General features: G+C 48.7%; 6 protein-coding genes. 4 read left to right on the top strand and 2 right to left on the bottom strand.

Annotated elements, in window-relative coordinates:
• Nucleotides 1-43 precede the first annotated feature (43 nt).
• The 4 genes from ZMTM_RS13240 to ZMTM_RS13225 all read left to right on the top strand — a co-directional run bounded on the left by ZMTM_RS13240 (nt 44) and on the right by ZMTM_RS13225 (nt 16,315).
• Nucleotides 44-1,393 carry a MotA/TolQ/ExbB proton channel family protein gene (locus tag ZMTM_RS13240; protein ID WP_221764293.1) on the top strand — a complete coding sequence of 450 codons (1,350 nt, stop codon included), beginning with the start codon at nt 44-46 and terminating at the stop codon, nt 1,391-1,393.
• A 73-nt stretch (nt 1,394-1,466) separates the two neighbouring features.
• Nucleotides 1,467-13,337, top strand: a complete 11,871-nt coding sequence (locus ZMTM_RS13235) for a calcium-binding protein (RefSeq protein ID WP_221764292.1) — start codon at nt 1,467-1,469, stop codon at nt 13,335-13,337.
• Between the two features lie 62 nt (nt 13,338-13,399).
• Complete coding sequence (locus ZMTM_RS13230) at nt 13,400-15,079, top strand: peptidase domain-containing ABC transporter (protein ID WP_221764291.1); 1,680 nt, start codon at nt 13,400-13,402, stop codon at nt 15,077-15,079.
• A 372-nt stretch (nt 15,080-15,451) separates the two neighbouring features.
• On the top strand, nt 15,452-16,315 hold the full coding sequence (locus tag ZMTM_RS13225) for a transglutaminase-like domain-containing protein (RefSeq protein WP_221764290.1): 864 nt from the start codon (nt 15,452-15,454) through the stop codon (nt 16,313-16,315).
• A gap of 13 nt (nt 16,316-16,328) precedes the next feature.
• Here the strand turns inward: ZMTM_RS13225 and ZMTM_RS13220 are convergent, their stop codons facing one another.
• Nucleotides 16,329-17,558 carry an MFS transporter gene (locus ZMTM_RS13220; protein ID WP_221764289.1) on the bottom strand — a complete coding sequence of 410 codons (1,230 nt, stop codon included), beginning with the start codon at nt 17,556-17,558 and terminating at the stop codon, nt 16,329-16,331.
• 93 nt (nt 17,559-17,651) lie between these two features.
• Complete coding sequence (ybaL, locus tag ZMTM_RS13215) at nt 17,652-19,358, bottom strand: YbaL family putative K(+) efflux transporter (protein WP_221764288.1); 1,707 nt, start codon at nt 19,356-19,358, stop codon at nt 17,652-17,654.
• Between the last annotated feature and the right edge of the window lie 11 nt (nt 19,359-19,369).

Here is a 19,369-nt window from a genome sequence, read left to right as displayed (position 1 = left end):
TGAAGCATTTAATTCAAGAATTTAAGTTAGGGGCAGGCAATCCATGTTCAAGCGTTTAAGAGTTTATTATTTCTACACAGCATTGCCGTTTGTAATTTTGCTGCTTGGGGCCGCGATTTACCACAAGCAAATTTCGAACACGCTGGCAGAAAATCCACATCCACAGATTAACTATGCGATTTTCGTGATTACGCTGTTGGGCGGTATTTTGATACTCGCCAATGTGCGTCGTTTGTTGGCTGAAGGCGCCAAGTTATCTGAATTTACTGATGAGCTTCGTGGCGGCAATAACCCTACGCGTCTGCAAGAGTTGGCGCTAGGTTATAACGTTGATATTGCTTATGTGTTACGTATGGTAGCGGCTTCGAGTGGCCGTCATATCACCCCGCAAGAGCAAACTGTGCTTGAAAATGAGCTTAACAGTGCGGCATCTCGTTTAAATAACCGTAATGCTTTGCCACAGTTTTTAACCAGCTTGCTAGTTGGTATGGGCTTGCTGGGTACGTTCATTGGTTTGCTGGCTACATTGGATGACATCGCCTCGCTGATTTCAAGCTTCTCAACTGTGAATATTGGTGTAGATAACCCAATCGATGTGTTCCGTGACATGGTTGCGCGCATGAAAGCACCAATGCGCTCGATGGGTATCGCCTTCTCAGCCTCTATGTACGGCCTGATGGGTTCGATTATCCTGGGTTTCATGATGGTATCTGTACGCCGCTGCTCACAGGAATTGATGTCATTATTAGGCTCTGAAGTGGCTCAGCATATTGAGCAAGCGCTGGCACGCGAAGGCTTTGCCTACAGCAAAACCGCGATTGAAGCATCAGAAGGTGCGCTTGCTGCTGGCGGTAATGGTGGTGCACTGGTAGAAGCGACTGGCCTTGGTGGCGGCCGTTTGATTGAACTAGATCCAACAGAAGCCAAGCTGCGTAAAGAAATCGCCACTGAAGAAGTACGTATTCTTCGCCGAATTGAAGAACGTTTAAGTGAATCATCACGTCTACAAGATAGGGCGTTGCAGGCCGAGTTGGATAATTTTGGTAAACAACGCGCTGAGATGATGCGCGCGATGGCCGATCACAATGAATCTGTTTCACAGTTCCGTGGTGAGTTGCAGCGTGTTGGACGGCAATTAGGTACGATTCTTGGTCTGATGGAGCGCGGTAATGCGGATATGTTGAGCCAGTTAAATGAGCATTTTACTGAGCTAATACAAACCAATGCCCGCAATGGTACTGATCTATCGAAAATGAGCGATATGTTAACGCGGATGACCGATGAGTCGATTGAGTTGCGCACTAACATCACTGAAATGATCACACGTTTCTCACCTGCTGAGCAGCGCGCTTTATATCAAGCTTTGTTTGAAGAATTTAGAAGTACGAAATAAGCATTAAACTATTTGCAGAATTAAGCGTTAACACTATGTAGTAGCTAGCATCCACTGTCAGGAGCACACGATTATGGCCATTAACCAGCCCGCATTAACTGAGCATCGCCAAGTTACCAACGAAAAACATAATATCGTTGGTAAGGTGATTCGTGTGCAACCAGGCGCTGACAACATCATCCATCTGAAAGAAAGCCATGGCGCGCTTAAATCTGTAGATGTAGCAGACGTTGATCTGGTGCTGGGTTTTGCTGACGGTACTTATATCGTTATCCCCAATGGCGCGTTGGATGCGATTACAGGCTCACCACACAAAGTGGAGTTTTCAGATAGCTTCAGTGCCAGTACGGATGATCTTTTCAAACAGGTAGGCCATATTGATGCCGCCGATGCGGGTAATTTGCGTATTATCAGTGAGAATATTGATACCAAGCTGGCTTTTGCTGGTGAGTCAGATAGCGACATTACATCGTTAATTCTTTCACTCAATGATTTATCTACTAGTACAAGCGCGCCCCCTGCTCCCTTGCCAAAAGCGTCAGCGATTACTAACTCAGGTGCGATTGGTAAATCTGGTGGAGGCCGTTTCGATACTGAAAATCTCGATACTGTAGTACCACCTAGCATATCTCAACCTACAGCTTATCGTGTTGGTACCAAGGTACAGGATATTGGCGACATCAAAATTGGTATCCCTGCAATTACAGGCAATTTTTATGTGGCTGAAGAGTACAAGGTTGATCCATCTTTCAGGGCTGACACACCAATCGGTTCCCGTGATTCTTCTGCATCAGCACAAGGCACCAGAGAAGTCATTACTGCAGCCAATAATTCAACGATTAATGAAAATGCTGCATTTGCGAATAACGACCCGGGTAGCTGGGAAAAAACCTTAAATCTTGCTATAGCTGGATTTACAACCATCAATAGCATCACCTTATCAGTGCCAGGTAGCTTAGGGTTTACATTCAATATTAGTGGCCCGGGGATTACTCAAACAGCAGCAAATACTTGGACATTGACTGGTGATCCGACGACTTTAGCCTCTGGTATAAACCTCGCTATTACTTACTCGCTGGCTTTAGACGGAACGACTATTCCAGCAAATACATCAAACCCGTTTCCATTACAGGTAAACGTGCAGGGTGATGCTGGCGTAATTCCGCTCGATTTATTTAAAAGCTTCTATTTCAGCTATCGCGAGACAAATTCCCCAGCTGATTTTGCCTTGGTTGATTCTAGTGGTAACCCCATCTATGTCTTGCCAGCCAGAGGCGTAGGCTACGACATATACGGCGCTGCAGGTGGGCAGGAGATTCACGCGGGCGCTGGTTATGATTTGGTGGTTGCTGGCTCTGGAAATGACACGGTATATGGCGATGCAGGTAACGATACCCTGCGTGGTGGCGTAGGTAACGATTATCTGGATGGCGGTACAGGTAATGATTTACTTGAAGGCGGCTTGGGCGGGGATACATTGATTGGAGGTGCTGGCACCGATACAGCGACTTACGTCAATGCAGGCTCTGCAGTCACAGTGAATCTTACTGATAATGTCTATAACACATCGACCAATAGCAACAACATTACCAATCTGCTGACTACGCCTCAAGTTGGAGAGGCACTTAATGATGTTTTCAACAGTGTTGAAAATGTTACCGGCTCTGCTTATAACGATTTAATCATAGGCGATGCTGCTGCGAATTATCTGGCAGGTGGTGATGGTGATGACACGCTGGAAGGCATGGCAGGTAATGACACGCTGGATGGTGGAGCAGGTAATAATACAGCCAGTTATGCCCATGCAGGTGTTGTCAGCAATGTGGGTGTTGGCGTAGTAGCGACTTTAACCACACTTTCAGACGTCACTCCTACAGGCGATGCGGCAGGTGACGTCTATATCAATATTCAAAACCTGCAAGGTTCCGCTTTTAACGACAAGCTGATTGGCGATGCCAATAATAATATTCTAAGCGGCGGTGATGGAAATGACACCCTCGAAGGAATGGGTGGCAACAATACATTAAACGGTGGTAACGGTAGCGACACTGCCAGTTATGCTCATGCAGACGCAGCTGTTACAGCAAGCTTGGTCACCAATACAGGCAATATTGCTGGTGGCTTGGGTTCAGATGTATATAGCAGTATTGAAAATTTGGAAGGCTCATCATTTAACGACCTGCTGACAGGTGACGTTAATGCCAACCTATTATCGGGCGGAGCTGGTAACGATACGTTAATAGGCGGTGGGGGCGCAGATACGTTAAGAGGTGGCAATGGCACCGATACAGCAAGTTATGCTACATCTACCTCTGCCGTAGTGGTCAATTTAAATGACAATACTGAGGGGTTTGTCAATAACACACTGGCTGTCACTCAGGTTGGCGATGCACTCAATAATCAGTTTAATAGCATCGAAAATGTCACTGGTTCAAGTTTTGATGATTACTTGATTGGTAACAGCAGTGCCAATCTTCTGAACGGTGGTGACGGTAACGACACACTTGAAGGTATTGGTAACTCAATCGCCACTGGTGGAGACACCATGAACGGCGGTGTAGATACTGGTATCAGCAACAATACTGTTACCTATCTTCATGCCACTGCAGCAGTCAATGCGAGCCTCACAACCAACACAGGCACAATTACTGGCTTTGCTACCGACACTTTCATCAATATTCAAAACCTGACAGGTAGTGCCAATAACGATGTTCTCACTGGCAATAACAGTTCCAATATTCTGCGTGGCGGTGATGGCAACGATACGCTGCAGGGTTTAGGTGGTAGCGACACACTTGATGGCGGCACTGGCACCAATACTGCAAATTTCGCAGCAGCGACTAATGGGGTAGTGGTTAATCTTGATACTGGTAATACCACGGTATTTGATGGGGCTACCGTTAATTATGGCACAGCGGCAGATGCGCCTTTCTCACAAGATGGTATAGGCGGCGGCTCGGTTGGTAACGATACCCTGATTCGCATCCAAAATGTGGTAGGTACAGCTTACAGCGACAGCATTACTGGTAGCTCGGCTGCCAACTTATTGCAGGCTGGTGCTGGCAACGATACGCTTGAAGGAATTGCAGGAGTAGTCGGTGATACTCTTGATGGTGGCGATGGCAGTGATACGGCCAGCTATGCCAATGCTACCGCTGGTGTGCAAGCGAGCTTGCTAGCGAATGTGGTTTACAATTCAGTCACTGGCAATACTGGTACTGTGACAGGGTTTGGTCAGGATACCTTTACCAGTATTGAAAATCTTACTGGTTCTGCTTTTGACGATTACCTGATCAATCGTGACCGCACTGCTGGCAGCTCGGGGGATTCAATAGTTGGCGGCGCTGGCAATGACACCATAGTAGCTGGTGCCAAGGCCAGTGGTTCAGGCAATGATTCGATCGATGGCGGCACTGGCATTGATACGCTCAGCTTTGAAAGGCTTTCGGCTGCTGTTACGGTAGTATTAAACAATGCTGGTTCGGGCACTGCATCAATCACGGGTGCCAATGGTAATGATGTATTAACCGGCATAGAAAATCTGACAGGTGGTACAGGCAATGACTCGTTTACCTTGGGCGTGTTGCCCACTACCGCCAGCACCGTAAAAAGCGGTGTAGTAGATGGTGGAGCTGGTACAGATACTGTTATTTATAACGTTGGCACTTCACTTTATGCCAATCTGGCAACAGGCGTGGTTGGTACAAGCAGTGCCGCTACTACACAATATCTCTATAACATCGAAAATATTACTGGTGGTAGCGGTGATGACACCCTTATCGGTAATACAGGCACGAACCTATTAAATGGTGGTAGCGGCAATGATATTCTTGAAGGTGGTGCAGCGGGAGATACGCTAATCGGCGGTGGCGGCACAGATACTGCCAGCTATGCCGGTTATGCACCAGCTAGTGGAACAACTGGGGTCACAGTCAATTTAACCGATAACGTCTTTGGTAATACCCCAACGAATACCTTAAATGTTCAGCAGACAGGTGACGCACTGGGTGATTTGTTCTCTGGTATTAGCAATATTTTGGGTTCTGCCTATGACGACTACCTGATAGGCAATACTGCAGCCAACAGTATTGCTGGTGGTCAAGGTAATGACACTCTGGAAGGTGTAGGCGGCGGCGATACTCTCGATGGCGGTACAGGTAATGATACGGCTAGTTATGCCCATGCTGGCGCAGCAGTCACCGCAAGTTTAAACACCAGCACTTATAACAGCGTTACTGGCAATACAGGCAAGATTGTTGGCTTATCGACTGATACGCTGAGCAATATCGAAAATCTCACGGGCTCAAACTTTAATGATTATCTGATTAACCGTGATCAAGTATCAAATACAGATGCTGGTGACAGCATTGCTGGTGGTGCTGGTAACGATACCTTGATTGCTGGTATTGGAATTGGCGGTGCTGGGTCGGATACCTTAGACGGTGGCACTGGTGTTGATACTGCCAGCTTTGAGCGTTTTACCAATGCGGTTAATGTGGTATTGAACGCCTCGGGTAATGGCACAGCATCAAGCAATGGAAGTGCGCAACAACTTAATAGTATAGAAAATCTGATTGGCGGTAGCGGCGATGATACATTTAGTGTGGCTGCTATCCCTACTGGAAGCGCTGCCAATGGTGGCGTGATCAATGGCGGTACAGGTATTGATACGGTGACCTATAGCGTATCAACCAGTGTATACGCTAACCTGGCTACAGGAGCCGTCGGTAATTCTTTAGCAACAGCGGTTTCTGGAATCCTCAGCAACGTAGAAAATCTGACTGGTGGAAGTGCAAATGACACACTGATCGGTGACGCCAACGCCAACCTGCTCACAGGTGGTTTAGGAAGTGACTCACTTGAAGGCGGCGCAGGTGCTGACACCTTGGTTGGTGGCGGTGGCACAGATACTGCCAGTTATGCAGGCGCAGGCGCAGCTGTCACTGTTAACCTTACTGACAATCAATTAGGCAATGTCACCAATACACTTTCTAACGCACTTCAAACTGGCGATGCGGCAGGTGATCAATTCTCTGGTATTGAAAATATTACGGGCTCTGGTTTTAACGATTATTTAATTGGTGACCTTAATGCCAATAGTATCGTAGGTGGTGCTGGCAGCGATACCCTTGAAGGGATAGGGGGTACAGTTGGGGATATATTGGATGGCGGCACTGGTACAGATACAGTCAGTTACCTACATGCTACTGCAGCAGTGAGTGCAAGCCTTAACACTAACTCTGGCCAAATCACAGGCTTTGGTGCTGATACTTTTGTCAATATTGAAAATCTTACAGGTTCTGCTTTTGCTGACACCCTGTCTGCACGAGATCGCACGGCCGCAACTACTATCGGCAGTAGTCTCCAGGGTGGATTGGGTAACGACACGCTCGTTGCAAGCACACGAACTAGTACTACTGTAGGTGACACTCTGGACGGTGGATCGGGCGTTGACACAGCAAGTTTCCAGCGTTTAAGTACCGCAGTTACGGTAGCACTTGATGCTTCTGGTAATGGTACTGCTACCAGCAATGGTGCTACTGACCAACTTGTCAGCATAGAAAATCTGGTCGGTGGTACGGGCAATGACTCGTTTACGGTTGCCTATGTGCCCACAGGCAGTCTCGCCAATGGTGGCGCTATTGATGGTGGAAGTGGTATAGATACAGTTACTTATAATGTGAGTAGTACGATTTATGCCAATCTAGCTACTGGTGCTGTTGGTACTTCATTGGCTACGGCATTGACTGGTGCGCTGAGCAATATTGAAATTGTGACTGGCGGCAGTGGTGACGATACCTTGATCGGTGATGCCAACAATAATCTGCTCAATGGTGGTCTGGGCAACGATATTCTTGAAGGTGCTGCTGGTGCAGATACACTAATTGGTGGTGGTGGCACAGATACTGCCAGCTATGCAGGTTATGTTCCAGCTAGCGGAACGACGGGTGTCACAGTCAATTTAAATGACAATCAAAATGGCAGCGTCACTAATAGCTTGGGAGTTACACAGACGGGTGATGCGGCTGGAGACCAATTTTCAGGCATTAGTAACATCACAGGCTCCGCCTATGATGATTACTTGATTGGCAATACGGCAGCTAACAGCATTAGTGGCGGTCTGGGCAATGACACGTTAGAAGGGATAGGCGGCGGCGATACGCTGGATGGCGGCGGTGGAAATGATACGGCTAGTTATGCTCATGCAAGTGCAGCAGTTTCTGCCAGCCTGAATAACAGTACCTATAACGGTGTAGTTGGCGATAGCGGGAAAATAGTTGGTTTATCGACTGATACGCTGACCAATATCGAAAATCTTACAGGTTCTAATTTTAACGATTATTTAATCAACCGCGATCGAGTGGCTAGTACCGATGCGGGTGATAGCATTGCTGGAGGTAGTGGTAACGATACCTTGCTCGCAGGCATAGGCTTTAGCGGCGCTGGTGCAGATACCCTAGATGGTGGCACTGGTATTGATACTGCCAGCTTTGAAAGGATTACTTCAGCAGTAACCGTCGTTCTTGATGCTTCTGGCAATGGGACGGGCATCAACAATGGCCTAACAGATCAGCTAGCCAGCATAGAAAATCTCACGGGCGGTAACGGTAACGATTCATTTACGCTGAGCGTTTTACCTTCAACAGTCAGCGGCGTAAAGAGTGGCGTGGTTGATGGCGGCTCTGGTAACGACACCTTAACCTACAATGTCAGCACATCCCTTTATGCTAATCTGGCAACGGGTGTAGTGGGTACTAGCAGTGCGGCTACTACTCAATATCTAAGCAATCTAGAGAATCTCACTGGCGGCTCTGGTAACGACACACTGATCGGCGATGCTAACGCCAACATACTCACAGGTGGTTTAGGAAGTGACTCACTTGAAGGCGGCGCAGGTGCCGACACCTTGGTTGGTGGCGGTGGCACAGACACTGCCAGTTATGCAGGTGCAGGTGCAGCAGTCACAGTCAATCTCACCGACAATCAGTTAGGCAACGTCACGAGCACACTCGGCGTTACTCAAACTGGCGATGCCGCTGGTGATCAATTCTCAGGCATTGAAAACATTACAGGCTCTGGTTTTAACGATTATCTGATTGGTGATCTCAATGCCAATAGCATCGTAGGCGGTGTTGGTAACGACACCCTTGAAGGCATAGGCGGCACAGTTGGTGATACGTTGGATGGCGGCACTGGTACAGATACAGTAAGTTACCTGCATGCTACTGCAGGCGTGAGTGCAAGCTTGCTGAGCTCTACCTATGCAGGCGTGGCGGGTAACAGCGGCACCATTACTGGTTTTGGCACTGATACATTTACCAGCATCGAAAATCTGGTGGGTTCAGCTAATAATGATATTTTGGTTTCACGAGATCGCACGGTTGCAACTACGGGGACTTTGGGCGCAAACCTGCAAGGTGGTGGTGGTAACGATACCCTGATTGCAAGTAATCGTACTGGAGCAGTGGGTGCCGACTCTCTGGATGGTGGCACTGGCACTGATACCGCAAGTTTTGAGCGTTTGACCACAGCTGTGAATGTTGTGCTGGATATTTCAGGTAATGGCACAGCCACCAGTAATGGCACCAGCGATCAGTTAACCAGCATTGAAAACCTGATTGGCAGTGCTGGTAACGATACCTTCACCGTGGCTTATGTGCCCACAGGCATTGCTGCCAATGGCGGCGTGATTAACGGCGGCGCTGGTAATGATACGGTGATTTATACAGCGACTGGTGGCGTGTATGCCAACCTTGCAACTGCTTCGGTAGGCAATACGCTGGCAACAGCCGTGGCTGGTATTCTTTCTAATGTTGAAAACCTGACTGGTGGTAGCGGCAACGATACATTGACGGGTGACATCAATGCTAACATATTGAGCGGCGGTCTTGGCAACGATACGCTGGAAGGTGGCGCTGGCAGCGACACCTTGATTGGCGGTGGCGGCACTGATACTGCGAGCTATGCAGGTTATGTTCCGGCTAGCGGTACCACGGGTGTTACAGTCAATTTAACGGATAATGTCTACGGTAGCGTGACCTCAACACTCGCGGTCGCGCAAACAGGTGATGCACTTGGCGACCAGTTCTCTGGTATTAGTAATGTCATTGGTTCTGCCTATGACGATTATCTGATTGGCGACTTGAATGCCAATTCTCTGACTGGCGGATTAGGCAACGACACGCTGGAAGGTATGGCAGGTGCTGATACCCTAGATGGTGGCGCTGGCAACAACACTGCTTCTTATGCGCATGCACCTACTGCAGTCACTGCATCTCTGCTGAACTCAGCCATCAATAATGGCAATGCAGCGGGCGATGTCTATATTAATATCCAAAACCTGACTGGCGGTACAGGTAATGACAGCCTGATTGGCGATACCCAGGCCAATATCCTCAGCGGTGGTGCTGGCAACGATACGCTGGAAGGCACTGGTAATGCGGTGGCAACTGGCGGCGATACGCTAGACGGCGGCACTGGTATCAATACGGCCAGCTATGCGGGCGCAACAGTGGCGGTAACTGCTAGCCTGTTAACCAATAGTGGCACGATCACTGGATTTGCTACGGATACTTTTGTGGCTGGCACCATACAGAATCTGACTGGTGGTAGTGGTGACGATAGCTTGACTGGCGATGCCAATGGTAACGTACTGATTGGTGGCGCTGGAAACAATACCCTAATTGGTGGAGCAGGTGCCGATACCCTGATTGGCGGTGCGAATACTGATACAGCAAGTTATGCAGGTGCGACAGCAGCCGTTACCGTAAACCTGACAGACAATCAATATGGTGGCTTAACCACCACGCTGGGTGTTGCCCAAACTGGTGATGCAGCTGGAGATCAATTCAGTAGCATTGAGAATGTAACAGGTTCTGACAACAACGACTTGCTCATCGGTAATTCGGTGGCCAATTATCTGTCTGGCGGTATCGGTGACGATACCCTAGAAGGCATGGCTGGGGCCGATACGCTGGATGGCGGCACAGGTAACAATACGGCCAGTTATGCGCATGCCAGTGCCGCAGTAGCAGCATTATTGGGCACGGCTCCCACAGGTTCAGGCATTGTCGTTTCAGGCGATGCAGTTGGCGATAGCTATATCAATATCCAAAATCTTCTTGGTTCCGCTTTTAACGATACGCTAGTTGGTGATGGAAACAATAATATCCTGACTGGCGGTAGTGGCGACGACTTGCTGGTGGGCAATGGCGGTACCGCAGATACTCTGCTTGGTGGTATAGGTAATGACACACTGGTGAGTGGTGCGGGATCTGATTCTCTGGATGGTGGTAACGGAACCGATATTGCGTCATATCGTTACTCAACTGTAGGCGTGACAGCTTCTCTGATAAACCCTGCAAGTAATACAGGCGATGCCAGCGGCGATATCTATACGAGTATCGAAGGCCTAGAAGGTTCTGCCCAAGCGGATAACCTGACAGGCGACGACAACGCGAACATCTTAATTGGTGGCGCGGGGGACGATACCCTAACTGGCGGCGTTGGTAACGATACTTTGTATGGCGATGCGGGTAACGACACCGCGAATTTTGCTGGCTTGGCAGCAGTTACCGTGGTGTTGGATGCTACTGGTAATGGTACTGCTACCAGTGCCAGCGGTAACGATACTTTGTTCAGTATTGAAAATCTGGTTGGTACCAGCCTGAATGACTCCTTTACCATGGGCGTGTTGCCATCAGCTGGCACAGGCGGCCTGATCGATGGCGGTGCTGGTACTGACACCGTGATCTATAACGTAGGTACAACTCAAGTGGTAGCTAATTTGACTACTGGTGTGGTCAATGGCGTCAATGGCATATTGACCAATGTAGAAAACCTCACCAGTGCTGGCGGAAACGATAGTTTGACAGGCTCGTCCGTTGCCAACGTATTAACAGGCGGCGCAGGTGACGATACCCTGATTGGTGCAGGCGGTGCGGATACCTTGAATGGCGGTACGGGTGTTGATACTGCTAGCTTTGCTGGCCTCAACGCTATTACCGTTACGCTGGATGCCACAGGCGGCGGCACAGCAACCAGCACCAGCGGCAATGTCACATTAACCAGCATAGAGAACCTGATAGGCACCAGTAACAACGATACTATTACGCTCTCGGTATTACCAACAGCTACTACTGGCGGCATTATAGATGGCGGAGCTGGTACTGATACGCTGATTTATAGCGTTGGATCTACGCAGGTGATTGCAGACTTATCGACAGGTATCGTCAATGGTGTAGCTGGTCGTGTCACGAACATCGAAAACCTGACCAGCGCTAATGGCAATGATAGCCTCACAGGCGATGCCAACAACAATATTTTGACTGGTAGCAATGGTAGCGACACCATCAATGGTGGCTTAGGTAATGACTTAATATATGGCGGTGTAGACGCTACTGGCACAGATACGGCCAGCAACACGCTCTATGGTGGCGATGGCAATGACACCATCTATGGTGGTAACTCAGGCAACCTGATTTATGGCGACAATCTGGATGGTACAGGGACTGGTAACGACAGCATTATCGGTGGTACGGGTGTCGACACTATTTACGGTGGCGATGGTAATGACTGGATAGATGGCGGAGCTGGGGCTGATAGCTTACTCGGCGGCAATGGTAACGACACTATCACAGGTGGTGCTGGTGCTGACTTTATTGACGGTGGTGCTGGTAACGATACCGCGCGTTATACCACCGCGGTTAATGTCCAGTTAACGGGTACAGGTACCATGACGGCTGTTGGTGCGAACGGCGATACAACGGTCGCAGGCGCTCTGGCTTATACAGGCGATGCAGTCGGTGATAGCCTGAATAATATTGAAAATCTGACGGTTACTACAGGTGCAAGCTTCCTGATTGGTGATGCCAATGACAATATCCTAACTGGTGGTAATAGTAACGATACCTTAGAAGGCATGGCTGGCAATGACACAATGATAGGTGGCGGCGGTAGTGATACTGTGACGTTCATCCATTCAACTGGTGCGGTTAGTGCAAGTCTTGCTAGTGGTATAGCAACCATCACAACGGGTAATTCTATTGGTACTGATACTCTGACAGCTATTACTAATCTGATAGGCACTTACTTCAACGATACCTTGGTCGGCGATGGTAATGCCAACACCATTAGGGCTGGTGATGGTAATGATAGCATCACAGGCAATAACGGCGCTGATACCCTCTATGGCGGTGCTGGCGCAGATACTATTTATGGTGGCGCCGATGCTACAGGCACGGATACGGGCAATAACCTAATTTACGGTGGTGCTGGTAACGATCTGATTTATGGCGGTAACAGTGGTAACACTATTTATGGAGACGATGCAGTCAGTGGTGGTACAAGCCCTGGCGACGATACTATTATAGGTGGCACTGGCAACGACGTTATTTACGGTGGTGATGGTAATGACAGCATCACAGGGGGTGCTGGTAACGACAATATGGACGGCGGCGCAGGAAATGATTGGATTGATGCACGTCTTGGCGTCGATACTGTAACAGGTGGTTTGGGCAACGACACCATTTTAGGCTCAGTAACTGCCAGTAATATCTTTAAGAGTGTGGATGGCGGCGCAGGCACTGATACCTTGATTCTTAGCGGGTTTACCGTTGCAGCTACGCCTACCTATGCACTTTCTACCCTGACCAATATCAATAATATCGTCACTAATATGGAAACCATCAGTATCCAAGGCGATGCCACCCCAGTAGCAACATCGTTCTCAGTCGATGCTGCTAGTATCCAGGCTGTGGTAGGGGCGGGCACAGGTTCAACCCTGACCCTGATTCATGGGTCTGAAGATAGCTTCAGTATTACCCTGGCAGGTACGCAGTCTTCAACATCCACTGTGGTGAGTGGTACTGAAACTGATTACACTATTTGGTCTGGTGCTGGTGGCACTGGTACACAATTGGCCCACTTAAACTGGGTGGGATAATGCCAGAAGCTGTTTCTACTAATTCAACAGCAACCCCTCCTCAGTATCTGGAGGGGTTTTCCATGTTATGGGAGCTTCTGAAAAAGCAATGGGCTGAAATCGGCGTTGCCAGTTTTCTGATTAATTCAGGCCAGCTTTTACTACCTTTATTTTCAATGCTGGTTTATGACAAAGTAGTCAGTAACGGGGTGTTTGAAACCTTGTGGGCGCTGGTTATTGGCATGCTCATTTTCATATCGCTTGATTCTGGTATGCGCATTACCCGTAGCTGGGCTGTGGAGAAGCTGGCTGCTGATATGTCCCGTAAAACGGATGATGGCCTCTGGCACCGTTTGCTCGCTGAAGGTGATATTCCAACAGGTGGCGTCGCTACTTTTTTAGCCTTGTATCGTGATTTAACAGGCGCGCTCAATTTTGTTTCATCTACTTATTTATTGGCGATTGCTGATATTCCTTTTTACCTGCTCTACCTTCTAGCGATTAGCTTGATTGCTTGGCAATTAGCCATACTTGTAGTTTTACTTACCGTAGTTTATGCCGTATTGGGCTTTCTTAATCAAAAGCGTACTTTACGTTTAACTAAAGAAGCTGAGCGTAAATCCACAGACCGGATGGCCTATATTGGTGAAGTGATGCAAGGCATAGAGGTGGTGCGTACTGCACCTGCAGCAGCTAGTATGTTTAAGGGCTGGCAGGCTCATTCAAATACTGTAAGCGAGCTTGAGGCCATGCGCCGATTGTCGTCCAGCCATAGCAATACACTCGCGGCCAGTATGTCTACCTTTACTACCGTAGCGATATTGGCGGCTGGTACTTATTTGATTGAGGCACGCTTGCTTTCTGTGGGCGGTTTAATCGCCTGCTCCTTGCTCGCTTCGCGTGCCATGATGCTAGTCACCTCGCTACATATGGTATTAGGCAAGTGGGAGGATTTCACTCGCACCGCACAGCGTATGGATAAATTGTTGAGCGCAGGTAAAAAAGTGGAAGCATACACTTCAAGCGATCAGGTAGCATCGCATGTTTCTTACGCAATCACCAAGACACAGGCAAAGGGCGATATCACGATTCGTCGTTTGACCAAACGTTACCCTGGCCGTGCCAATGCACTGGAAGGCGTGGCCCTGAATATAGCCAGCGGTGAGAAAGTCGCACTGCTTGGTCGTCCAGGGGCAGGTAAAAGTACTTTACTAAAAGCGATTGCTGGCCTGTGCGTACCTGATGATGGCGAAATCCTGATTGATGGTTATGACTTACATTCGATCCCGCAGGCAGAGCGCGCACTGTGGTTGGCTTATAAGCCACAAGAACCTGTGTTGTTTGCAGGTACGTTGGAAGGCAATCTCCTACTTTCTGGCGCAGCGGCAGGTAGTGAGGCTTTCCAAAAGGCGCTGTGGGCTTCGGGTTTGGAAGACGAACTTAGCAATGGTCGTTTGACGCTGAGCATGGCGATTGCTGATCGTGGTAACAATCTCTCTGGCGGACAACGCCAGAAAATCGCTTTGGCACGTACATTTGCTCAGTCACATCGATTGCTTTTGCTGGATGAACCTAGCTTGGGGCTAGATGCAGATGGTGAGCGCTTGTTAGCGGAGCGTTTGCCAGAAATTGTAGGCAGTGCCAGCCTGATTATCGTGAGCCATAGCACCGCTATGCTCACCATGGTGCAACGTGTAGTGGCGCTGGATGGCGGCAAAGTGGTCGCCGATGGGCCTAAAGATAAACTGCTACGTGTCAGCTAGTTTACTTTCAGTTTATTTGCCTTCCTTAGAGTTTGGCCCCAATTAGCCTAGCAAACCCTGTCATACTGATTCCTACAGCAACATCAGCCTGTGCCTGATAATTCTCCTTTATCTCAGGCCATAAAATAGCAACACATTCACCAAGGAGACCTCAAATGAAATTCCTCATTAAAACTGCGGTATATGCTTTTGTCTTGAAAAAAGTGTTTAAAGCTGTCATTGCCAAGTAATTGGCGTAATTGGTTTTTTATAGATGTAGCATAGATTTAGCTAAATCCATCTAATTAACCCCGAACCAATTGTTCGGGGTTAATTTGTTTCAGTCTGGCTTTTCTCTAGCCATAAGTACGCAATTGTCAAAGTAGATCACACATGATTAGAATGAATTTCGGCATCACCCTGCAATATGAAGTGATTGGCCAGCCAGCCGACTTTATATTGAACATTCATGCGGCAAACACGCCGCACCAAACGGTAGTGACTGAAGACTTTAGCATCAGCCAATCGGTTCCTGTAGATATGTATGAAGAGCCCTTTTACGGCACCCGTTTCGCACGTTTTAAAGCGAATGCTGGGCCAATAACCGTGCGTTACAACGCTACCGTGGATATTGATGCCTACATTGCCGAGCCTTCCACTTTGCGTGAGTCGCCGATTGCGGAAATTCCGCAGGCGATTTTGCATTATGTGTACCCAAGCCGTTACTGCCAGTCTGATCGTTTGCACAAGTTTGCCGCCAGGGAGTTTGGTCAATGGGCACCAGGGTTCTCACGTGTGCAAGCGATTGCGGAGTGGATACGTCAACGCACGGTTTTTGAATCAGGCGCGAGTAAGGGTACAACATCTGCGGTCGATACCTTGATAGAGCAGGCAGGTGTTTGCCGAGATTTTGCGCACTTGATGATCGCCTTGTGTCGTGCGGTGAATATACCAGCGCGTTTCGCTACAGGAATTGATTACGGTGCAGCACCTGAGCTAGGAGCATGTGATTTTCATGCTTATGTTGAGGTGTATTTGAGCGGTCGTTGGTACATCATTGACCCAAGTGGCATCTCGCCACCACAGGGTTTAATACGCCTTGGTACGGGGCGTGATGCTGCCGATGTGGCATTCGCTACTATTTTTGGCCAAGTGAATTCATGGGCACCTACTGTCTTTATTGATGCAGTGAATGATCCGGCGAATGGCTATGAAATGCCTGTGCGCAATAATCTGGCGGTCTCTACTCAGGCTTAATTACGCAGTGCGCTTAATGCAAATCGCTTAAGTGTACTTTGCGTAGTTTGGGCGCTAATTTGGCGGTAATACCAACGACAGTTAATGTCATCAAGCCACCAAAAATGACTGATGGAATCAAGCCAAGCAACTTGGCAGACAGGCCGGATTCAAAAGCGCCTAGCTCGTTTGAAGAGCCGATGAAAATGCCGTTAATGGCAGAAACGCGGCCACGCATATTGTCAGGTGTCATCAGTTGCATGATGGTGGTACGGATGACGACAGATACGCCATCACAAGCCCCAGAGAACATCAGTATGAGTGCCGCTATCCAAAAATGCGTAGTCAAGGCAAACAGTATGATGCATACCCCAAAGCCTGCTACTGCGATCAGTAAAATGCGCCCTGCATTTTTGTTGATGGGGTAGCGCGTAAGCAATAATCCCATACAGATAGCCCCTAGCGCGGGGGCAGCACGCAATATGCCTAAGCCTTCAACGCCATAATGGTATATATCGTGGATAAACGCAGGCAGCATGGCGACTGCACCGCCAAATAATACGGCGAACATATCCAAGGCCTGTGCGCCTAATACAACCTGATTCCCTGCTACAAAGCGTAAGCCTTGTGCAATGCTGGCAAATACAGGCGAGCTTTCTGCAGGCGGCGGCTCAGCCACCCTTAAAAATAGCAATGCTAGCCCAGCAGAAACACCGAATGCCGCTGCCACCAGATAAGCCACACTGATGCTGGTGTAAGCGACTAGCAGCCCGCCTAAAGCTGGCCCTAGTACCAAGCCTGTTTGTAATACCGAGCTACCAATGCTGGCGGCTCTGCCAAACTCCTCACGTTTTACAACCAGTGCAAAAAGCGAGCTGTAGGTCGGCCCAATGAATGCGCGCGCCAAGCCTACACAAGCAATGGAGCAATAAATCCAGATGGATGAATCACTCCCAATGTAACCATGGGCAACGGCTGCCAATACCAAGGCATTCAGCATTAAAACCAGGCTGGCAAACACTCCAAACATGCGTCTCGAATGGTGGTCGATGGCGTAACCAGCAAATAACGCAGTGCAGATATACGGAATCACCTCGGCTAGGCCAATCAGACCCAGTGAAAATGGGTTATGCGTAATCTGGTAGATATGCCAACCGACGACGACGGCAACCGTTTGGTACGAAAATACAATCAGCAGACGGAATAGCAGCAAGTTGACGAAATTGACATTTTTTAAAAGCGGTACGGCAGACTTAAGAGACATAGTAAATTCGTGTATTTCTTAATACTTCAATGATGAGAAACTTAGCCGAAAGTGCTAGAGGCTATATGTAATAGTGGCTTGAATCAGCACCAACTAAGTTTGAGCAACGCCCATTCGATCCAATATGTGTTTAGTCATGCCTAATGCCAGTTCACGCTTGCCGACAAATACTTTGCCCAGCATGTCTTTCTCTAGCAATGCGGATTCAGCTTCGCTATAGGCGCGTAACACTACTTCAATTTCAGGATTGAGCAGACGCGCAGTTTCTACCATTTTTCTCACATCTACCGTGTTGTTGGTCGCCACGACCAACAGACTCGCACGCGTAATATGAGCTTGTATCAATACGGCTGGATCTGCTGCATCGCCAGACACGGCATTGATGCCTTCTTGACGTATTTTTTCTACGATTTGACGGTTTGATTCAGCCACTACGTATGAAATGTTTTTGGCGGCTAACTCATCACCGATGCGCCTGCCAACGCGGCCATAGCCGACGATGACCACTTGTCCAGTGAGATGTTTTTGATCAACGGACATAGGCAATTGTGCCAATGGGTCATCCCGCAACTCCAGTTTGCGCGCTACTGGTGAGCGCTTACGTAAGAATGCCTGCACTGGCGCGATAGATTTGAAAATCAGCGAGTTGAACCCGATCGAGATGAGTGCACCAGCTAATATCAGGCTTTGCCCCTCGGCGGGTAACAGCCCAAGAGACAAGCCCATGCCAGCCAGAATGAAAGAGAATTCGCCAATCTGCGCCAAGCTGGCGCCTACTGTTAAGGCGGTGTTCAAAGGGTAACGGAAAGCAATCACCAGCCCAATCGCCGCCAGCGTTTTACCTATCATGATGATAGCTGCCACCATGAGTACCCTGAGTGGTTCATCTACCAATATCTTTGGGTCAAACAACATGCCGACAGACACGAAAAACAGCACAGAAAAAGCGTCACGCAATGGCAGCGACTCTTCAGCGGCGCGATGGCTGAACTCAGACTCGCGCATCATCATGCCTGCGAAAAATGCGCCCAGGGCGAATGACACATCAAACAGTTTAGACGAGCCATAAGCCACGCCTACAGCGGCAGCCAGTACACACAAAGTAAATAATTCGCGTGAGCCTGTACGTGCTACCAGCCATAATAATTTAGGGAAGGCTTTGCGTCCGACTACCAGCATCAAGATGATAAATGTGCTGACTTTGGCTAGGGTGATGCCCAATGTTATCCAGATGCTAGTCGTTGCTGCATGCTCTGAAGGCGCTAAATTGCCGCCCAATAAACCTGCTAGTGCTGGCAGTAATACCAGCACTAGCACCATGATCAGGTCTTCAACAATCAGCCAGCCGATTGCAATCTGCCCGTTGATTGATTCCAGCACGCCGCGTGATTCAAGCGCTTTGAGCAATACCACAGTACTAGCGACAGAGAGCGAAAGTCCAAATACCAGTGCCCCACCAATATTCCAGCCCCAATAAAGCGCGGTGAACATCCCCATCGCAGTGGCGACGATGATTTGTACCAAAGCGCCTGGGATGGCGATGCGTTTGACCGCCAATAGGTCATTCAGGGAAAAATGCAGGCCCACACCAAACATCAGTAGCATGACGCCAATCTCGGAAAGCTGTGATGCGAGCCCGATATCCGCCACAAAGCCAGGGGTACTAGGACCTAAGATAATGCCTGCAATCAGATAGCCAACCAGCGGTGGCATGCGTAGTTTTGCAGCTACATAGCCAAGGATTAAAGCTAAACCAAGGCTGGCAGCGATTGTGGTGATTAAGGCAAATTCATTATGCATGCTAAGTTGTG

Source organism: Methyloradius palustris, from assembly GCF_019703875.1.
Classification (GTDB): domain Bacteria; phylum Pseudomonadota; class Gammaproteobacteria; order Burkholderiales; family Methylophilaceae; genus Methyloradius; species Methyloradius palustris.
Note: the sequence above shows the minus strand (reverse complement) of the source record. Positions and strands in the feature narration are given on the sequence as shown.